This is a genomic window from Kamptonema formosum PCC 6407, assembly GCF_000332155.1.
GTDB lineage: Bacteria > Cyanobacteriota > Cyanobacteriia > Cyanobacteriales > Microcoleaceae > Kamptonema > Kamptonema formosum.
The window spans coordinates 650,590-668,206 of the sequence record NZ_KB235903.1 but is presented as its reverse complement, the minus strand read 5'-3'; the positions used below and the strand labels follow the sequence as shown (position 1 = coordinate 668,206).

The 17,617-nt window shown below is 43.7% G+C and carries 13 protein-coding genes; 9 read left to right on the top strand and 4 right to left on the bottom strand.

What is annotated here, in order from left to right; genetic code table 11:
• The 7 genes from rsgA to ftnA all read left to right on the top strand — a co-directional run.
• A partial coding sequence (gene rsgA, locus OSCIL6407_RS30425) for a ribosome small subunit-dependent GTPase A (RefSeq protein WP_071592456.1) occupies nt 1-605 on the top strand: 605 nt, incomplete at its 5' end.
• A gap of 253 nt (nt 606-858) precedes the next feature.
• Nucleotides 859-1,644 carry a MotA/TolQ/ExbB proton channel family protein gene (locus OSCIL6407_RS0108015; RefSeq protein ID WP_007356421.1) on the top strand — a complete coding sequence of 262 codons (786 nt, stop codon included), beginning with the start codon at nt 859-861 and terminating at the stop codon, nt 1,642-1,644.
• Between the two features lie 13 nt (nt 1,645-1,657).
• A complete protein-coding gene (locus tag OSCIL6407_RS0108010) occupies nt 1,658-2,380 on the top strand; it encodes an ExbD/TolR family protein (protein WP_007356422.1) in 723 nt (240 codons plus the stop codon).
• Between the two features lie 795 nt (nt 2,381-3,175).
• Nucleotides 3,176-3,868 (top strand): FeoA family protein, encoded by a 693-nt coding sequence (locus OSCIL6407_RS0108005; protein WP_007356423.1) that lies wholly within the window; start codon nt 3,176-3,178, stop codon nt 3,866-3,868.
• Nucleotides 3,865-6,297 carry a ferrous iron transport protein B gene (gene feoB / locus OSCIL6407_RS0108000; RefSeq protein ID WP_007356424.1) on the top strand — a complete coding sequence of 811 codons (2,433 nt, stop codon included), beginning with the start codon at nt 3,865-3,867 and terminating at the stop codon, nt 6,295-6,297. The genes OSCIL6407_RS0108005 and feoB overlap by 4 nt, the downstream gene beginning before the upstream one ends.
• A gap of 279 nt (nt 6,298-6,576) precedes the next feature.
• Nucleotides 6,577-6,822 (top strand): FeoC-like transcriptional regulator, encoded by a 246-nt coding sequence (locus OSCIL6407_RS0107995; protein ID WP_007356425.1) that lies wholly within the window; start codon nt 6,577-6,579, stop codon nt 6,820-6,822.
• A 58-nt stretch (nt 6,823-6,880) separates the two neighbouring features.
• The gene (gene ftnA, locus OSCIL6407_RS0107990; protein ID WP_007356426.1) at nt 6,881-7,420 is read left to right on the top strand and encodes a non-heme ferritin; all 540 of its coding nucleotides are present in this window, start codon (nt 6,881-6,883) and stop codon (nt 7,418-7,420) included.
• Between the two features lie 94 nt (nt 7,421-7,514).
• On the opposite strand, the gene OSCIL6407_RS0107985 is transcribed toward ftnA, so the two are convergent.
• Nucleotides 7,515-8,711, bottom strand: coding sequence for an McrC family protein (locus tag OSCIL6407_RS0107985; RefSeq protein ID WP_007356427.1), 1,197 nt, complete (start codon nt 8,709-8,711; stop codon nt 7,515-7,517).
• 4 nt (nt 8,712-8,715) lie between these two features.
• Nucleotides 8,716-10,959, bottom strand: a complete 2,244-nt coding sequence (locus OSCIL6407_RS0107980; protein WP_007356428.1) for an AAA family ATPase — start codon at nt 10,957-10,959, stop codon at nt 8,716-8,718.
• 289 nt (nt 10,960-11,248) lie between these two features.
• Between OSCIL6407_RS0107980 and OSCIL6407_RS0107975 the strand changes: the two genes are divergently transcribed.
• Entirely contained in the window at nt 11,249-12,892 is a 1,644-nt protein-coding gene (locus OSCIL6407_RS0107975; RefSeq protein WP_007356430.1) for an FAD-dependent oxidoreductase, read from the top strand.
• A gap of 380 nt (nt 12,893-13,272) precedes the next feature.
• Nucleotides 13,273-15,096, top strand: coding sequence for a precorrin-3B C(17)-methyltransferase (gene cobJ / locus OSCIL6407_RS0107970; protein ID WP_007356431.1), 1,824 nt, complete (start codon nt 13,273-13,275; stop codon nt 15,094-15,096).
• Between the two features lie 213 nt (nt 15,097-15,309).
• On the opposite strand, the gene OSCIL6407_RS0107965 is transcribed toward cobJ, so the two are convergent.
• Entirely contained in the window at nt 15,310-16,410 is a 1,101-nt protein-coding gene (locus tag OSCIL6407_RS0107965) for a hypothetical protein (RefSeq protein ID WP_007356432.1), read from the bottom strand.
• Between the two features lie 219 nt (nt 16,411-16,629).
• Nucleotides 16,630-17,607 (bottom strand): coiled-coil domain-containing protein, encoded by a 978-nt coding sequence (locus OSCIL6407_RS0107960; RefSeq protein WP_007356433.1) that lies wholly within the window; start codon nt 17,605-17,607, stop codon nt 16,630-16,632.
• Nucleotides 17,608-17,617 lie beyond the last annotated feature (10 nt).

Genomic DNA, 17,617 nt, shown 5'->3' with positions numbered 1-17,617 from the left:
CCCCCGCTCCCCCTCTCCCCCTCTCCCCATCTTTATACAGCCAACTCAAGGGTAAGATTACAGTTATTTCCGGGCCTTCGGGTGTAGGTAAATCTAGTTTGATTAACCTCCTGATTCCTAACCTCAACCTGCGAGTAGGAGCTGTTTCTGGGAAACTGGGTAGGGGAAGACACACCACTCGCCATGTAGAACTATTTGAACTACCGGGAGGAGGACTATTAGCAGATACCCCTGGTTTTAATCAACCAACTCTGGAGTGTGAACCACAAGAGTTAGCTCAATATTTCCCAGAAATAAAACAGCGGTTGAGTAAGGGTAGTTGCCAATTTAGCGATTGTTCGCACCGAGACGAACCTAACTGCGTTGTGCGGGGTGATTGGGAGCGTTATCAGCATTATCTAGATTTTTTGGCAGAAGCAACTGTGCGATCGCACGCTTTGCAGCAATTAGGCGATGCTGAATCCAGCTTTAAGTTAAAAAGCAAGTCCGATGGTAAGCAAAAGTACGAACCCAAGCTGGAATCTAAAAAATACCGCCGCCTGAACCGCAGATTTGAACACCAAACACTACAGCAGAATATGTCTCAAGATCATGATGAATATTAAGCGATCGGAGCTGGCAAATACTAATTGCTAAACTCGCTGATTCTATTCCCTTCTTCCCCTAGCCCTGAGCATCGTAGCCCCTAGCCCCTAACTGCCTTGGCGGTTGCTAATATAACGGATTGTAATATCGAAAAACCTATACTCGGAAACTAGCAAGTAAGGTTTTGTAACACCAGTAGAAGTAATAATGCCACTATGACTCTTACCAAGTCAGTATAGGTAGTTCACTTAGTTATGGAGGAGTAAAAACACCGTGAATATTCAAGAAATCATTGCCAAGGGCGGCCCCGCCATGTACCCTCTGCTGGTTTTATCCGTCCTCTCTGTCAGTACAATTATCGAGCGTCTATGGTTCTGGGCAAACCTGATCAGCAAGGAAAAACAGATAGTCAACCGAGTCCTCGAAGCTGCACGTCGCGATTGGGCTGCGGCTAATGAGATTGCTAAACAAGCACACCAGCAACCTATTGGGAGATTTCTCTATGCCCCTCTGCGACTCTACAATCCAGAACCAGAAGTCTTTCGACTGGGACTAGAAGCCGCCGCCGATGAAGAATTAGCTTCTATGCGGCGCGGTGACAAAATATTAGAAGCTGTGATTGCTCTAGCACCTTTGTTAGGACTATTGGGAACAGTTTTAGGCTTGATTAACTCCCTGAGTACAATTCGCCTTGGTGATATTGGTACTTCTGCGACCGCTGGAGTTACCCTGGGGATTAGCGAAGCCCTAATCTCTACCGCTACGGGAATGGTTGTGGCAATTATCAGCTTGACTTTCTACCGCATTTTTCAAGCTTTTTTGTTCAATCAGGTAAAAGTATTTCGCAAGGCTGGGAATGAATTGGAGTTGTTATATCGCCAATACTGGTCTCAAGCTAGCAGTAATCGTTATCCAGGCTCAGAAAATAGCAATTCTTCTTTTGCTAAGGAAGGTTATGCTAGGCATTCACTTAATGCTCAAGAAAGTATAGAGCATCCGAAAGAACCAAAACCTACCAGTGGTTCTGACTCCGTTGAAGATTCAAATTTTAACAACTAATAGCTAACTAATCATGAAGATTCATGTGGATACTCCTGCGGAAGAGACTCGAATTGAACTCGTTCCTTTAATTGATGTCATTTTTTGCATTCTGACATTTTTTTTGCTGGCGGCTTTACAACTAACTCGTCAGCAGGCGATTAATGTGGATTTACCCAAGGCTCGTACAGGACAGTCGCAGATGCGAGACATGATGATTGTCAGCATTGATGATTTTGGTCAAACTTATATCGATCAAATACCAATGAATGAGAATCAACTCGATCGCGTTTTACAAGATTACCGTAAACAAAATCCTAACGGGTTGATGGTTTTGTACGCTCCGAAGGATGCGAAGTATGCTCGTGTGGTGGAAGTGTTAGATCGTCTGCGAGAGGTAGGAGGCGATCGCGTAGCCTTAGCTACTCTACCCAGTTCGTCATCTTCCCCTTCCCCCAGCCCCTCCTTTCCCTTCAATCCTGGGAATATACCCCCTGCTTCTAATAACGGTACTCCTCTCCCCAGTCCGCTTCAGCCAGGAACGAGCTTCAATCCTAACCAACAGTATCAGTTACCTCCCAGCAGTCCGGGACAGCAACCGCTTCAAAATCAGTTTCAATCTTTCCCAGTTACGCCAAGCCAGCAGCCAAGTGGTCTGAACATCAATCCGAGTGCTCCTGCGGGTAGTCCTGCACCGACTGTCCCTACTCCGGGAACTACAGTTCCACAGCAGTCTCCGCAATCCAACAGTCAATAACCTGCAAAAATAGCCGTTGAAGAAGTTTTGAGTTTTGAGAGATTGCTTAGTTGCTTGCAAGGCTAAAACCTGCGGGTAGGTTATCCCGATGATGTTACTTTGGTCACAGACAAAGGCTTTCGCCTTGCAATCTCTGGATTTTAGCCGCGATCGAGAATTAGAAGGCAGGAGGCAGGAGGCAGAGGGCAGAAGGTAGAAGGTAGAAGGCAGAAGGTAGAAGGTAGAAGGCAGAACGAAGTATTTTCCTCAAAAAACCCGGTTTCTTTGGTCGGGTGCGTAAGTCCTGTAGAAGCAGGAACCCGAAGCAATTAGGGGCGAAGCGAAGCATTGGCGCTTTAAGCTATCGAAAATCAAGGTTCTGTTTCGCAAATGCTTCGCCCCCACAGGTATAGCAACCTTTTTGGTAGTTAAGAGGTTCTGAGTTCCACTAAACTCGCTGATTCTATTCCCTTCTTCCCCTTCTTCCCCCTCTTCCTTCTTCCCCTAGCCCCTAGCCCCTAACCCCTAGCCCCTTCTTTTACCTCTTTATTCTCAATTGTGTACTCGATTTGCGATACCTAAGCAGGTTCCATATATCACTACAACTCTTAGTTAATTGATAAAAGCTCCTATTCTTTTGACTGTAGCCATTGGTCGTGCTAACTGGTGAAACAACTGTTAAATCGTGCCTGCTCCTATCTTTGTCTGGCTTGAGTAATTGCTATTTAGATCAAAATCGCTAATAATACTTACTAATTCTTGAGTTAAGATAATGAGAATTAATTTCAGTAGTCGATCTCTGTGGAGAAAAATTCCATGAATAGTGGAGATGAATCAGTCAATCATTCGATAGCTGACCTGCAACCCGACCGTTGGCAGGGATTTGTGTATGTCAGCGATGCAAACATCAAGCCGTCTGTTCAAGCAGACCTGCCACTAGATGCGCCAGAGAATTCCCTCAAAGTCAAAGTTTTTCCACTGTCCGCGATGCAGGTGGGCGATCGCGTCCGTATCGTCTCTCTCAACTGTGGTGAATCCAATAACCGCCTGATGGGGATGGGATTGATTCCAGGTGCAGTGCTGGAAGTGATTAGCAGCATCACAACGGGTTCCGCGATCGTGTCCCTGCAAGATCAGCGCCTGGGATTAGGCGCAGAGATGGCACAACGGATTCAAGTCATTGATGCAGACCAACCCATAGAGATCCCTCAACGGATGCCGAAGACAACCATAGAAACCATGCAAACCACTCCCGATATTTCCTCTGTCAAACTGCGAGATGCCGCCATCGGCTCCGTGTTACGAGTCGTCGGCTACGAACCGATGGCGCGGGACTATAAGCGCAAGCTACTGGCAATGGGGTTAACGCCCGGTACCGAGTTGCGCGTCACCCGCCATGCGCCGCTAGGCGATCCGACTGAAATTGAAGTGCGCGACTTTCACCTGAGTCTGCGAAAAGATGAAGCCAACGCCCTGATTGTTACGTCCGTCTCAGGAGAAAAGTCATGACACGATCGACGATCGGATTGGTCGGCAATCCCAACTGTGGCAAAACCACACTATTTAATGCCTTAACCGGGGCCAATCAGCGGGTGGGTAACTGGCCCGGTGTAACAGTGGAACGCAAGGAAGGCAGCTATCGCCATCGGGGTAAGCTGATTGTCGTCAACGATTCCATTACCGTTGTCGATTTACCTGGTGTCTATTCCCTGGATGCAGAAGACACCGCTACTGGATTGGATGAATTAGTAGCGCGGGACTACCTGCTCTCTGGTGGTGCTGATGTATTTGTCAATATTGTGGATGCTTCTAACCTAGAGCGAAACCTCTATCTGACTACTCAGATTTTGGAAATGGGAGTACCCATGTTGATCGCTCTCAATATGATGGATCTAGCGGAAAAACGTGAGATCCAGATTGATGCGGATGCTCTGTCCGATCGCATCGGTTGTCCCGTTGTTCCGATCTGCGCCCACACGGGGAAACACATTCCTCAATTGTGCGATCAAATTGCCCATGCTCTCTCGCAGGTGGCTATCCCCCGTGTTTATGTTGCCTATCCCCCAGTGATTGAGGAGGCGCTGGCAGACTTAGTGCCAATACTGCAAAGAGGGGTTAGGGGCTGGGGGCTAGGGGCTAGGGAAGAAATTTCTGCTTCTCTTTCCCCAGTCCCCACTCCCCATTCCCCACTCTCTAGTGCCCGCTGGTTTGCCTTGAACCTGCTGCAATACGACGATCGCCATCTCCCGGATCTGGAACAGGATACACTCCGACGGATTGCCGAGCATCGTCACCGCATCCATCAAACTCTGGGAGAAGATACCGATCTATTGATCGCTGATAGTCGCTACACCTGGATTCGGCAAGTGCTTCAAGGTGTAACCAAACGGACTAATTTGGTGAGACAAACGCTCTCCGATCGCATCGATCGCATCGCACTCAACCGCTGGCTGGGGATTCCCATCTTCTTAGTGGTGATGTATCTGATGTTTCTTGTTGCCATCAACTTAGGTGGTGCGTTTATTGATTTCTTTGATATCGGTGTGGGTACCATTTTTGTCGGTGGCACCGCCCATCTGTTGCAGCAAATCAATGCCCCCGGCTGGTTAATTGGACTGCTGGCAGACGGCGTTGGCGGCGGGATTCAAACCACTGCTACCTTCATCCCGCAGATTGGATTTCTGTTTGTCTTTCTAGCGATCCTAGAGGATTCTGGTTACATGGCACGGGCAGCGTTCGTCATGGATCGACTGATGCGGTTTGTGGGACTTCCGGGTAAATCTTTTGTACCGATGATGGTGGGATTTGGTTGCAATATTCCTGGGATTATGGCAACTCGGACGCTGGAAAATCGGCGCGATCGCCTAATGACCATCCTGATGAACCCGTTTATGTCCTGCGGTGCCCGTCTGCCCGTCTACGCCCTATTTGTTGCGGCATTTTTCCCCACCAACGGTCAGAACATCGTTTTCCTGCTCTACATCCTGGGCATTCTGGCGGCCGTCTTTACCGGACTGGTGATGAAGCGAACCCTTTTCCGAGGCGATGCGGCTCCCTTTGTCATGGAATTGCCACCCTATCATATTCCGACGATTAAAGGCATCCTGATTCGTGCCTGGGAGCGGTTGAAGGCGTTTATTACCAAAGCCGGACGGATGATTGTGGTCATGGTGTTGATTCTAGGGTTGATCAACTCCGTTGGCATGGACGGTTCCTTTGGCAAACAGGATAGTCAGGACTCGATTCTGAGCGCCTTCAGCCGCACCATTACCCCCATCTTCACGCCAATGGGGATCGGCAAGGAAAATTGGCCCGCAACGGTGGGATTAATGACCGGAGTATTCGCCAAGGAAGTTATGGTGGGCACAATGGATTCCATCTATACCCAACTGGCAGAACAGGCATCGGGAGCCAGCGAGGAAGCAGAACCGTTTGATTTTTGGGGTGGCATTGGGGAAGCCTTCGCCAGCGTTCCCAAAAACCTGGCAGACCTGACTAATCAGGTACTTGACCCGATCGGACTCAGTATTCTGAACGATACGGGCGATCGACAAGCAGCAGCAGAAGCGCAGGAGATTCACTACACCACCTTTGGGCAAATGGCGACTCGATTTGGGAGTACGACTGCGGCGATCGCCTTCCTGCTTTTCGTGCTGCTCTACTTCCCCTGTGTCTCCGCCACCGCAGCAGTTTACCGGGAAACTAACCTGGGCTGGACAACATTTGTTGCCTGCTGGACGACGGGACTGGCTTACTGGGTGGCAGTGTTTTATTACCAATTAATGACTTTTAACCAGCATCCCGGCAGTACGATCGCCTGGTTGATTGGTCTAGCTCTGGCAATGGTCGCAACTCTGGCGGGATTAAAATGGTTCAGCGATCGCCGTCGCCTTCCGCCCCAGAGTTCAAGTCGTTCGAGTGTGCTGGCTAATCAATAATCAGGTGGATGGGTGAAGAAGGGGCTAGGGGCTAGGGGCTAGGGACTAGGGAGGATGGGTAATTAACAATTACCCATTACCAATTACCAATTACCCATTACCTATTACCAATTCCCCACTCCCCATAGGTGTCAACTTAAGGTCAAACCCTTAATCCGACAGGGGTTAAAACCCAGGGCGGGCTTTCGGCTTAAGTTGACACCAATGCCCATTCCCCCTCCCCTTCTTTCCCTAGCCCCTAGCCCCTAGCCCCTAGCCCCTAGCCCCTTCTTCACTCCCATGATTCTGCAACAACTACAAACCTACCTCCGTACTCATCCCCAAACGTCTCTAGAAGAACTTGCCCGTCAGTTTCAAACTGATGCAGATGCTCTGCGAGAAATGCTCCATGTGCTGATTCGCAAAGGGCGTGTGCGTAAACTGGCAGGCAAACAATGTGGCGGTTGCCATAGCTGTGCGCCGGAGAGTTTGGAACTGTATGAGTGGGTGAATTCTGACTCTAGCACGAAGCATCTAACTAACTAGATTTGACTCATTCATGTTATAACTTTAGAGTGATTAAGTTATCAAAGAGATTTTTGCTATGTTGCCCCAAGTGATGATCGATCGGTTGAACGAACAAATCAACCTGGAAATGTTTTCCTCTCACCTTTATTTGCAAATGAGTTCTTGGTGCGCCTACAAAGCTTTAGATGGTTGTGCGACCTTTCTCAGTCAACACGCCGATGAAGAAACAATGCACATGCGACGTTTAATCAGTTACTTACAAGAAACTGGTGCATTAGCCATTATTGGTGGAATGGAAGCACCACCGAGAGAGTTTAACTCGTTGCAGGAAATGTTTGAAAAAATCTACAGCCATGAACAATACATTACTGGCAAAATCAACGATCTAGTTCATTTGGCAAATACAGAACCAGATTATCCTACCCTGCAATTTCTCCAATGGTACGTTGCAGAACAACACCAGGAGGAGTTCTTGTTTAAGAGCATTCTTGACAAGATCAAACTGATTGGTACAGACGGACAGGGGTTGTTTTTTATCGATCGCGAAGTTGCTGCACTAGCTGTCACCAAAGGCAAGGAAGCCACATCGATGTCTCCTGCCAGTCCGAATGTTTGATCTAACTGCGCCTGTGGTTAGACAGGTAGGACAAGCAGTGTTTGCCTCCACCCTAGAGCTCAAATCATTGAAGTTTTAAGGGTGGAGATAAAAGTTAGAGAATGGTGTTTGCAAGTAGAGAGGTTAAGAAGGTTTTTCCGGCTTGATTGAGGTCGCTATCTAGGGAAAAAGTTAGACTACGAACTCGGATATCGCCAATTTTTGTGTCTCTTGGAACTTTGAGATTTTGCGGGTAGATCAGAATTGCATTTTTACAGTTTACTGCATTTGCATAGGCGACTATTTGATGATAGTCACTATTGGCTACTTTTTCGGGAACTTTGTATTTAGTATCGAGGACGTATTCGACTTTTTGGGTTTCAATATCGCGTAAAATTAAGTCAATCCGATCGAAATAATGTTGGTCATGGGTAACTCGGTATTGTTGTTCGATGAAAAAGTCTTTGGGTGTATTTGCTTTCAGCCATTCAGCAACAAATTGTTCATATAAATTAGCCATATTTATTAGAAAGGGAACCATCTCGCGATCGCCTTTTTCGTGACTTGGGCCTGTATTCTCCAGAAAGAAGCGACATAAGGCGTGTAAAAGTTGATAATCTTGATTTAAACGGTGATAATTTCTATCAATACAAGCTTGTGAAGTAAAAGATTTTATGGTAACAACTCCTTGGAGTGTGTGAAATGCTTTTCGCACCTTCGAGGAGACTAATTCGCCACACAAACCGCTACGACCAATAATAAAGAGTGTCCAAGCTAGAATTTGATTATCTTCGATATCGCTTGTTTGTTCGTTATAGTGACATTTTATTTGAACTTCCCAAGGTTTTTGAACAGCTTGGCGGATATCGAGGCGGCCGCGAATATAACCCAGTTTTTCGGTTTTGGGTAAATAATCGCGATATAATCCTTTGCAACAGCGTTCGATAATTTTCTCAGCAAGGATGTTTGCTAATCGTTCATAGAGTTGTTCTAAATATTCACACTTTATCAGTTCTTTTTGAAAATTTATATTAAATTTATAGGCATATTCAAGCATTCCAAATAAGTTGGCAATCGGGACTTTTGGCTTGATAATAATGTGAAATTCTGGAGTGATTGGAATATGACCAACTATGCCTTTAGATTTTAATTGCCATTTATCTCCTGTGGTAAAGTTGGGAAATTTTATCTTGATTTTCTTCCTGTAATTCTGATGTATTTTCTGTCCGACGGATTCAGTAATTTCATGTTTTTTAAATGTTACTACTTGATATTCTGTGAGTCTGATGGGTTCGGGTAATTCCTGTTTCATAAGATTATGCTTTGCTCAATTCATCTTTAATTTTATTCCAGAGGAATTTATTCATTTTTGTCTGATTATCAAAAAAGTATTCTTCCAAGTAAGGCTCAATTTCCATTTGCCAAATATCTTGGATATCTTCAGCTAAGGTTTTTGTCAAAAAGAATGAAATACCTAGTTCATAGTGTTTATTGTTAATTGCCTGATTAACATCTTTGAGAATACCAATTAATTTATTAACTGGAAAATCTGTTTCCTCTCTATTATGATAGTTTTGCAATAGTTCATAGTTGGGAGAAATAGGGATAAATGCAAAGCGGCGGCGGAGTGCATTATCGACTAGGGCAATAGAACGGTCTGCGGTGTTCATAGTGCCAATAATGCGGACATTTGTAGGGATTCTAAATGGTTCACCGCTAGCTAATATAATAAAGCGTTCTGTGTTTTCTCGTTCATCTAAAAGATACATTAATTCCCCAAAGACTTGAGAGAGATTTGCACGATTAATTTCATCAATAATGAGTACGCAAGTATCTTCACGGCCTTCGGCTTTTTTGCAGAATTGTCGGAATCTACCGGGAACTATTGAGTAGGTTAATTGTCCGTTTTCAGTTATTGGCCGGAGGCCTTCGATAAAGTCTTCATAGGTGTAGGCGGGGTGAAATTGGATAATGTCTGAGAAGCCATCACCTCCGCCGATTAAGTGTTTGGCAAGTCTTTCTGCTATGAAGGTTTTGCCGGTTCCGGGTGGGCCTTGGATGATGGTTTGGCCTTTGCGGTTAATGGCGTTTTTCCATTGGGTTAGTTGGGGTTCGGTGAAGCCTGTTTCTTGAGAGAATTGGTTGGGAGAATATTCTGGCTGGCACTTTAGTGTTTTAACATCGGTATCTATATTCTCAGTCCGGTTGCCGGTGATTTTTTCCTTGTAGGCACTTAGCAGATTATTTTGAATCTTAGCCTTATATTGACGAAAAAAGTAAGATGTGCCATCAACTTTTAAAGCCTTTTCAAAACAAGTGATCGCAGCATCTATATTCTCATCTCGGTTGCCCGTACTTTTCTTAAAGTAGGCAAGTCCGAGATTATTTTGAGTGTATACCCAAGACTTAGGAAAATCGCTACGGGTGAAGAATTCTAAAGCCTCTTGATAATAAGCGATAGCATCATCAATATCCTCAGCACAGTTGCTGGTGATTTTTTCCTCGTAGGCAGTTTCCAGATTATTTTTAATCTTTGCCCAAGATCCAGGAAAATCGGCATAGGTGTATACTTTTAAAGCTAGTTTGTAACAAGTGATCGCCGCATCAATATTCTCATATCGCTTGCCCATACTTTTCTTAAAGTAGGCATCTCCCAGATTATTTTGACTCTTTGCCCAAGACTCAGGAAAATCGGCATGGGTGAAGAATTCTAAAGCGTTTTGATAACAACTAATCGCAGCATCAATATTTTCATCATCAATATTCTCATCTTGGTTGCCAGTGAATTTCTCAAAGTAGGCATCTCCCAGATTATTTTGAATATTTGCCCAAGACTCAGGAAAATCATCACGGGTGTAAACTACTAAAGCCTGGTTATAATAAGCGATAGCTGCATTCCACCTGTTTTTCTTAAAGTAAGCCTCTCCCAGATGCTTGTGAGTCGCTGCCCACTCTTCAGGAAATTTGTCAAAGGTGTATACTTCTAAAGCACTTTCATAATAATCGATCGCCGTATTTATATTCTTAGTCTGATCACCCGTGATTTTCTTAAAATAGGCAAGTCCTAGATTTTTTTGAATATTAGCCCAATCTTCAGCAAAATCGGCACGGGTGTATACTTTTAAAGCCATTTGATAACAACTGATCGCTTTAGTCTGATCGTCAGTGATTTTGTCAGAGTAGGCAAATCCCAGATTCTTTTGAGTTCTTGCCCACTTTTCAGGAAATTTATGGCGAGTGAAGACGGTTAAAACTAATTTGTAACCAATAATTGCGATTTCCTGTTTACTAGCATTTTTGTTTAAAGGGAACTGGCGAATTAAATTACTAAAATGTAAAAAGTTCACTGCAACATTTCGAGCTTTGTCTGCTTCTGCTTGCGAGAGAATATTGTTAGCCCAATTTGGGTACAGTTCCACTAATATCTGATTGAATTTATCTAGGTTAGCAGAAAAGATGGGATAGACAACTTGTGGATCACCATCACTGTCAGACGCGGCTTGCCATACTTCATCTAAAAAGGCGATATATTTTTCTGGGGATGTGACCAATTCATCCATAATTTTTCTTTAATAGACTTTGTTCCCAAGTGCGAGCCTGATTTATTAATTGTAGCCGATCGCATTACTGAAACCAGACATCAAAAATACCTACACCTAGCCAACCACAAACATCGCACCCATAACATACTAACAGCAAAAAAGCAACCGTTACCCAAAACCCCCACAAACCGCCAACCCCCAAAACATCATTAACTTATGTCAAAATCCCCCCGAAGTGCTATATTCAACAGCGTAAACCCCGCAGAGCAACTTTTACGCTCTCAATATCCATTAACAATCTAACTGAATGCTTCCCAACTTAAAGAAAATCGGCGGAATTATCCTATTCTTCATAACATTAAAACTATTAATCGACTCACAATATATTAGACAAGCATCTAATTATATCTTAAAAACCAACCAAGCCAGCGCTACATTAGAAGCTCATATTAACACACCAAAATCACCAGAGATAGCCGCACAAACACCTGCAATTTATCAAAACTATGATGTAGTAGTTTATGGAGATGAAGTTCCAGGGGTATGTGCAGCAATTTGGGCAAAAAAATCTTTAGGCCCCAATGGAAAAGTTGCCTTAGTCCGTTCAAATCATCCTACTGCACCTCTAGGCGGCGTACTTACACGCGGTGGTTTAGGCTATGTTGACTTAGATAAAATACCAAGTTGGTATTCCGAACCCTACGCCCAATGTTTCCTTAACTTCTTAGATAAAGCTCAAGTTTCCGAAGCTTGCTTAGAGGTTAAAACAGGCGATCTAGCATTGAAAGAAATGCTATCAGAAGCCGGAATAACGATCGTTTCTGGTTCTACTCTTAACCCTCATGTCGCCAATCAAAAAATTGAATATGTAGAAGTTAAAGAAAACAATATCCGAATTAAAGCTGACTCCTATATTGATACAACTCAAGATGCAGAATTAGCCAGAAAAGCTGGCTTGTCTTATTATCGTGGCTATGAATCTCAATCGCCAAAATTGCGAGATTCTACATTATCAGTATCTTTAGTACCGACGATTACAGGCTTAACAATACCAGAGTTAAAAAAGATTGAAGATGAGATTATCTACAATCAAGAGTTAGTGACAAAAATAGAAGATAGCATTAATAAATATCAAGATCCAGCAGGGGCTGAATTCTGGATGAGAAATTTTTGGCAACCTATTTATCAACCCTATCGCGATGGTTATAATATCAGAAGTTCAGTATTAGGTGCAGCCTACCATTTAGAACATAATAAACCCTTTAATCAGGCGGGCTTCTTTTTCGATCGCGCTAATATTTGCATCTACAAAGATAACTCCTTATCTTGGAATGGGTTTTTGTTTAAATACCCCGTTGATAAAGTTATTGAACTCGAAGAAAATGGCAGAAAACCAAACTCAGAAATGATTCAAGAAATGTCATCTATCCAGGCTTGGCTACAAAAAATGTCTGGTAAAGATGTGAGATTATTTATCCCAGATGAAATCTATATCAGGCAAACATTAAATATCCGCGATGTTGTCGATCCCTTGACAGGAGAGGAAATCATCAAAGGAGGAACTGAACCAGAAAAATCTATCGGTAGTTTCTCCTATGATTTTGATTTACGAGGCGGAGTTAAAGGATTATCAATCAAAATCCCCCCTCTTCCTGTGTATAACTTTGGTATTGAAAGTGCTTTAGCTACAAAGGTAAACAATTTAGCAATTGTTGGACGTTCATCGGGATATGTGGGGATGGCTGTATCAGTGGGAAGAATTTTAACAGTTAATATTTATCAAGGTCAAGGAATTGGCGTGGCGGCGGCGATTGCGCGTCAATCTGGCGTGGCTTTGAATACAATTACTTCCAGGCAAGTTAGGGAAAAAATGGAGGAGTTAACGGGTAAAATTACAGGTTTGTACGGTAGAGATACCAGTGAAGGAGTTGATTATAGGGATGTAAAATAATCGAGATTTGGGAATAATTTGATTTTCTATCAAAAAAATTATTTAAGTTATTGCCGATAGAACACTTTAAAGTCTATCAGTAAAGTCATCCGATTGGGTAATAAAATAGAGTGACAAAAGAGGGATATTCGCTACAAAATAGACGGATTTACTGTTCAATATTCAACACCAACAACTGCAACTGAGGGAAATGATACAGTCCTTGGTACAGATTTGGGTGATACTCTTGACGGTTTAGGGGGTAATGACCGCATTTATGGTGTGGCTGGTTCGGGATACTTCACCCTTCTTACTGTATTAATGGTAAAATTAAATTTGTAGCTTCCCAATTAGGATCGCAATCCTCTTGGAACATAGCAATTATTAATTAAATTTTCACCGTGAATCCAGTTTCCCCAGCAATTGTCATTTTAGGTCAAAATAGCGTACCCCTGGCACGACAAATCATCGCCGCCTTACCCGGATCTTCCCTCTATGGCTTAGCAGATCGCACTTGGGATGTTGATATTACCTTCACCAACTTTGGCGAAACTTTACGGGAATTATTCGCCGCCGGCACTCCAATTATCGGTATTTGTGCTGCGGGAATTCTGATCCGTACTCTCGCCCCTTTAATTACAGATAAACGCTACGAACCCCCAGTTTTAGCAGTCGCGGAAGATGGCAGTGCGGTTGTACCATTATTAGGAGGATTGCATGGTGTAAATGAGTTAGCTAGAGAAATTGCCACAGCTTTAGGCGTACAGCCAGCAATTACTACCACAGGCGATATCCGCTTTCGGACTGCTTTACTTAATCCTCCCCAAGGTTACTATCTGGCAAACCCAGAAAATGCTAAAACTTTTATTTCTGATTTGTTAGCAGGGGCGACGCTACAACTAGATGGTATTGCACCTTGGTTAAGTGATAGCAAGTTACCGATCGCCAGTCTGGGAAAATTAACGGTTTGCGTGACCGAAAAAGCGGTTGTACCAAAGGCTGATTGTTTGGTATATCATCCCGCAACTGTGGCGATCGCGCTGACCTCTTTATCCAGCATTGAACCAGAAATCGCGCTGGCTTATGTGCAGCAACTTTTAGACGATTTAGGGTTAGCAGCCGCATCTGTTGCCGCGATCTTTGCTGTCAAAGGTAATATGGGAGAGCCGGCAATGGAAGCGATCGCTCAAAAGTTTAAAGTTCCTACCCGTTTTTTCGATCCAACTGAACTTGTCGAATTTCCTGCTGATATTAATGCACCATTTCCACAGGCCCACAGAGAAGAGAAAGGGATAATGGCGGGACGAATTGCGCTTACGGCTGTGGGTGTTGGGGGGCGATTGGTGAGATGTCAGGAATTTGGGGAGATGAGTGGCGCGATACCTGCGGCGGGCGTAGCGATCGCGATCGCATCGACACCGATCTATCCTGATACTATCGGACACCCACGCGGTCAACTGGCAATAGTGGGGACGGGGCCAGGAGGGACACAGTGGATGTCCCCGGAAGTCAAAGAAATATTGCGTGAAGCTACGGATTGGGTTGGCTACAAGTTCTATCTCGATTTAGCGGGCTCCCAGAGACAGGGACAAAGACGACACGATTCTGATAATCGCGAAGAATTAGACCGGGCGCGTTTTGCCTTAGATTTGGCCGCAGAAGGCAAATCTGTAGCTGTGGTTTCGTCGGGAGATCCCGGCATTTTTGCGATGGCTGCGGCTGTATTTGAGGTGTTGGAACGGGAAGCTAAGCCGGAATGGGAGGGTCTAGAAATTCGGGTTGCGCCGGGAATTTCGGCAATGCAGGCTGCTGCTGCGCTGATTGGGGCCCCTCTGGGCCATGATTTTTGCGTGGTTTCACTTTCGGATATTCTTAAGCCTTGGTCAGCGATCGAACAGCGGATTATTGCTGCGGCCGGCGCTGATTTCGCGATCGCCCTTTACAATCCAGTATCAAAACAGCGCACTTGGCAACTAGGTAAGGCAAAGGAAATTTTATTAAAATTGCGATCGCCTGAAACTCCCGTTGTCTTGGGACGCAATCTCGGCCGGCCGGGTCAATCAGTGAAGGTTTGCACTCTCGATCAATTTCAGCCTGAAGATGCCGATATGAGAACTTTGGTGATTATTGGATCGAGTCAAACTCGGATAATCGATCGTAAATATGGTGGTGTTTGGGTTTATACACCGAGGCGATATTCTGAATCAGTAATTGTTAGTGATTGATTGTTATCCGTTCTCATCTAATTTTTTCTCACTCCTGATACCAATTCTCCAAATTACAGGACTTATACCAAATCCGGGTTTACTACCCCTTTTATTATCATTGTTCGCTGTGCGAAGCAATCGCAGAGACTAGGCGATTGCTTCGCACAGCGAACAATGACGAATTATTGCTAATAAAGGGGATGGCTAACCCGGATTTTATATTAGACCTTTTTATTTATTTTTCTGCTGAGTCTTCGCTTGCTCAAGAGCGATTTCCTTAACAGCTTGGAAAGAACTTAAATTCGATGAACCTTCGATAGCTTTCACCGCCAAATCTTGCACCTGTTTCAGAGCAGAATCAAGTTGTTTTGATAGATTAGCAATTCGCGTGTCTTGATTTTGAATTGTCTGAGATAAGGATTGAACTTGTAACTCGTAGTATTGTTTTTGTCCTTCCACTTCCTTAGCATACAAATCAGACTTAATCTTGGCTTGATAATTGCCGATATTGCGACCATTATCTTTGCCATTCTTGATATTTGCTTCCAACTCTTTCGGGAAAGCTTCAACCTTGGCTTTAACCTCAGCATACAGTTTTTCGCGGTCGGCAATTGCCTTTTCACGCTCAGCCCATTGTTGCTCTTGTGCTTGCTGAAATTCTTCCATTTGCTTATAGAGCGCCTTCTTATTTAAATCGTATTCTTCAATATTCAAGTTCCGCGCAAGATTCAACTCATAATGATAGGATTCTCGATTGCGCTGATGAGCTTTTTGTTGGTTATCATTCCGTTCTTTTAGTGCTCGTTTATACTCCTCTTGTTCCTTTTCCCAAGCTTTGCGCCTGTCTAATAATTCCTGTTCAACAGTTTCGCGCCGTTCGCTTAATTCCTCTCCAAAGGCTTTGAAACTTTGTTCGTATTGTTGGATTAAATTATCCAAAGTTTCATCTTCAACTTCTTCTAAACTGTGCAAGTCTTTCAGTTGTTGAATTTCCTCCGCTACAGTCCGTCGGAGTTCTTCAAGCTTAGAAGCTTCCGATGTCAATTTTTCGGATAATTCGCTGACAGCACCCCCAAAACCTGATTGCAGCAACATCAAACTTTCAATCGTGTACTGCAACTTTTGTTGTTGAACTTGAGTTAAAGTCATGGGTTTCACTGCCTCTAAATTTGAAATTTCTTTGACTACATTTGGCTGTCCAGGAATTACTGCTGGTTTTTCCTTATTAAGCTGTTTGAGTTGCGACTCTAAAGCAGCTTTCTCTTTCGCAGCTTCTTTATAAGCTTCTAAGATTTCAGCTTTAGTGTTCTTGTCATTGATGCTTTTTGCCATCGTTGTCTATCTCCTAATATTTGGGAAATGCTATATCTCAGTAAGTAGATGATCGGGAAAATATGTATCAGGACTTACGCATTGTAAGGTTTAGGAAAGGTTTGAGATTGCTTCGTGCTTGCTTCGTTCCTCGCAATGACAATTAACAAGTAACAACCAAAAACTAACAACCAAAAACTAACAATCAACAATTAACCGTTAACCGTTAACCGTTAACCGTTAACTCTTAGTTGCAAAGGCTTTCATTGCTAATTCTTGTGCTTGTCTCATCGTGGCTTGTAATTGAGCGGAAAGGTCGGCAATTTGTTCAGTTTGTCGTGCAATTGTTTCCTGTAGCGATTGCACCTTCAATTCAGAACCCTGCTTAGTAGATTCCCATTCTTTCTCAAACAAATCTGCTTTTACTTTCGCTTCGCGGGTGACTTCTTGAATTGCTTCTTCCTTAGCTTTGATATAGGCTTGCTTCAGTTCTTCTTCAAAGCCAGCGGCTTTAGTTTGATTTTCTTCAAATTCGGCTTGATTGTCAGCAAGATATTTTTCCCGTTCTACCCATTTCTTCTCTTTCTCACGAGTAGATGCTTGCAATTCCCGTTCTAATTTGCGTTTAAACTCTTCGTATTCGTCAGTTTCTACTTTGCGAGTGCGCTCTAATTCGTATTGATAATCTGCTGTTTCCCGCTGCCTTTCTTTAGCAAGTAATGCAGTTTGTTCTGCAATAATTACCTCAAACTCCTGCTGTTCTTTTTGCCAAGCTTTTCGTTTTTCAGCCGTGTCTTTTTCAATACTTTCTCGCTGAATCCCGGCATTTTGTTCTAGCGATGCTAATTTCTCTTGGTGTTCTTGAGTTAAGATATGAAGAGCATCTGCTACGATGCGAATTTGCTGCAATTCTTGCAAGCGTTGGGTTTCAATTTCAAGGGCGCGTTTGAGTTCATCTAACTTCGAGGATTCTGTACCTAATTTCTCCGTTACTCCGTTGATGATGCTGCCAAAATCTAATTGTAAGTCAGCTAAACCTTTGACAATGCTATCAATTGTATAAGTGGCGGCAACTTCTAGGAGTTGTTTGTTTTTAGCCTTTTCTGCTTCCTCTTCCTTAGTGGCGACTTTGGATTCGATTTTTTTCTTTTCAGTCAAAATTTGCTGAAATGATTGCAAAATCTTGGCTTTGCTGTCTTTGACATTTCCTAGTGTCATCTTGCTTTTC

Coding starts and splice junctions, on each gene's coding strand:
- OSCIL6407_RS0108010 (WP_007356422.1), top strand. CDS start 1,658: ATGAAGATTCATGTGGATACTCCTGCGGAAGAGACTCGAATTGAACTC.
- OSCIL6407_RS0108005 (WP_007356423.1), top strand. CDS start 3,176: ATGAATAGTGGAGATGAATCAGTCAATCATTCGATAGCTGACCTGCAA.
- feoB (WP_007356424.1), top strand. CDS start 3,865: ATGACACGATCGACGATCGGATTGGTCGGCAATCCCAACTGTGGCAAA.
- OSCIL6407_RS0107995 (WP_007356425.1), top strand. CDS start 6,577: ATGATTCTGCAACAACTACAAACCTACCTCCGTACTCATCCCCAAACG.
- ftnA (WP_007356426.1), top strand. CDS start 6,881: ATGTTGCCCCAAGTGATGATCGATCGGTTGAACGAACAAATCAACCTG.
- OSCIL6407_RS0107985 (WP_007356427.1), bottom strand. CDS start 8,711: ATGAAACAGGAATTACCCGAACCCATCAGACTCACAGAATATCAAGTA.
- OSCIL6407_RS0107980 (WP_007356428.1), bottom strand. CDS start 10,959: ATGGATGAATTGGTCACATCCCCAGAAAAATATATCGCCTTTTTAGAT.
- OSCIL6407_RS0107975 (WP_007356430.1), top strand. CDS start 11,249: ATGCTTCCCAACTTAAAGAAAATCGGCGGAATTATCCTATTCTTCATA.
- OSCIL6407_RS0107965 (WP_007356432.1), bottom strand. CDS start 16,410: ATGGCAAAAAGCATCAATGACAAGAACACTAAAGCTGAAATCTTAGAA.
- OSCIL6407_RS0107960 (WP_007356433.1), bottom strand. CDS start 17,607: ATGACACTAGGAAATGTCAAAGACAGCAAAGCCAAGATTTTGCAATCA.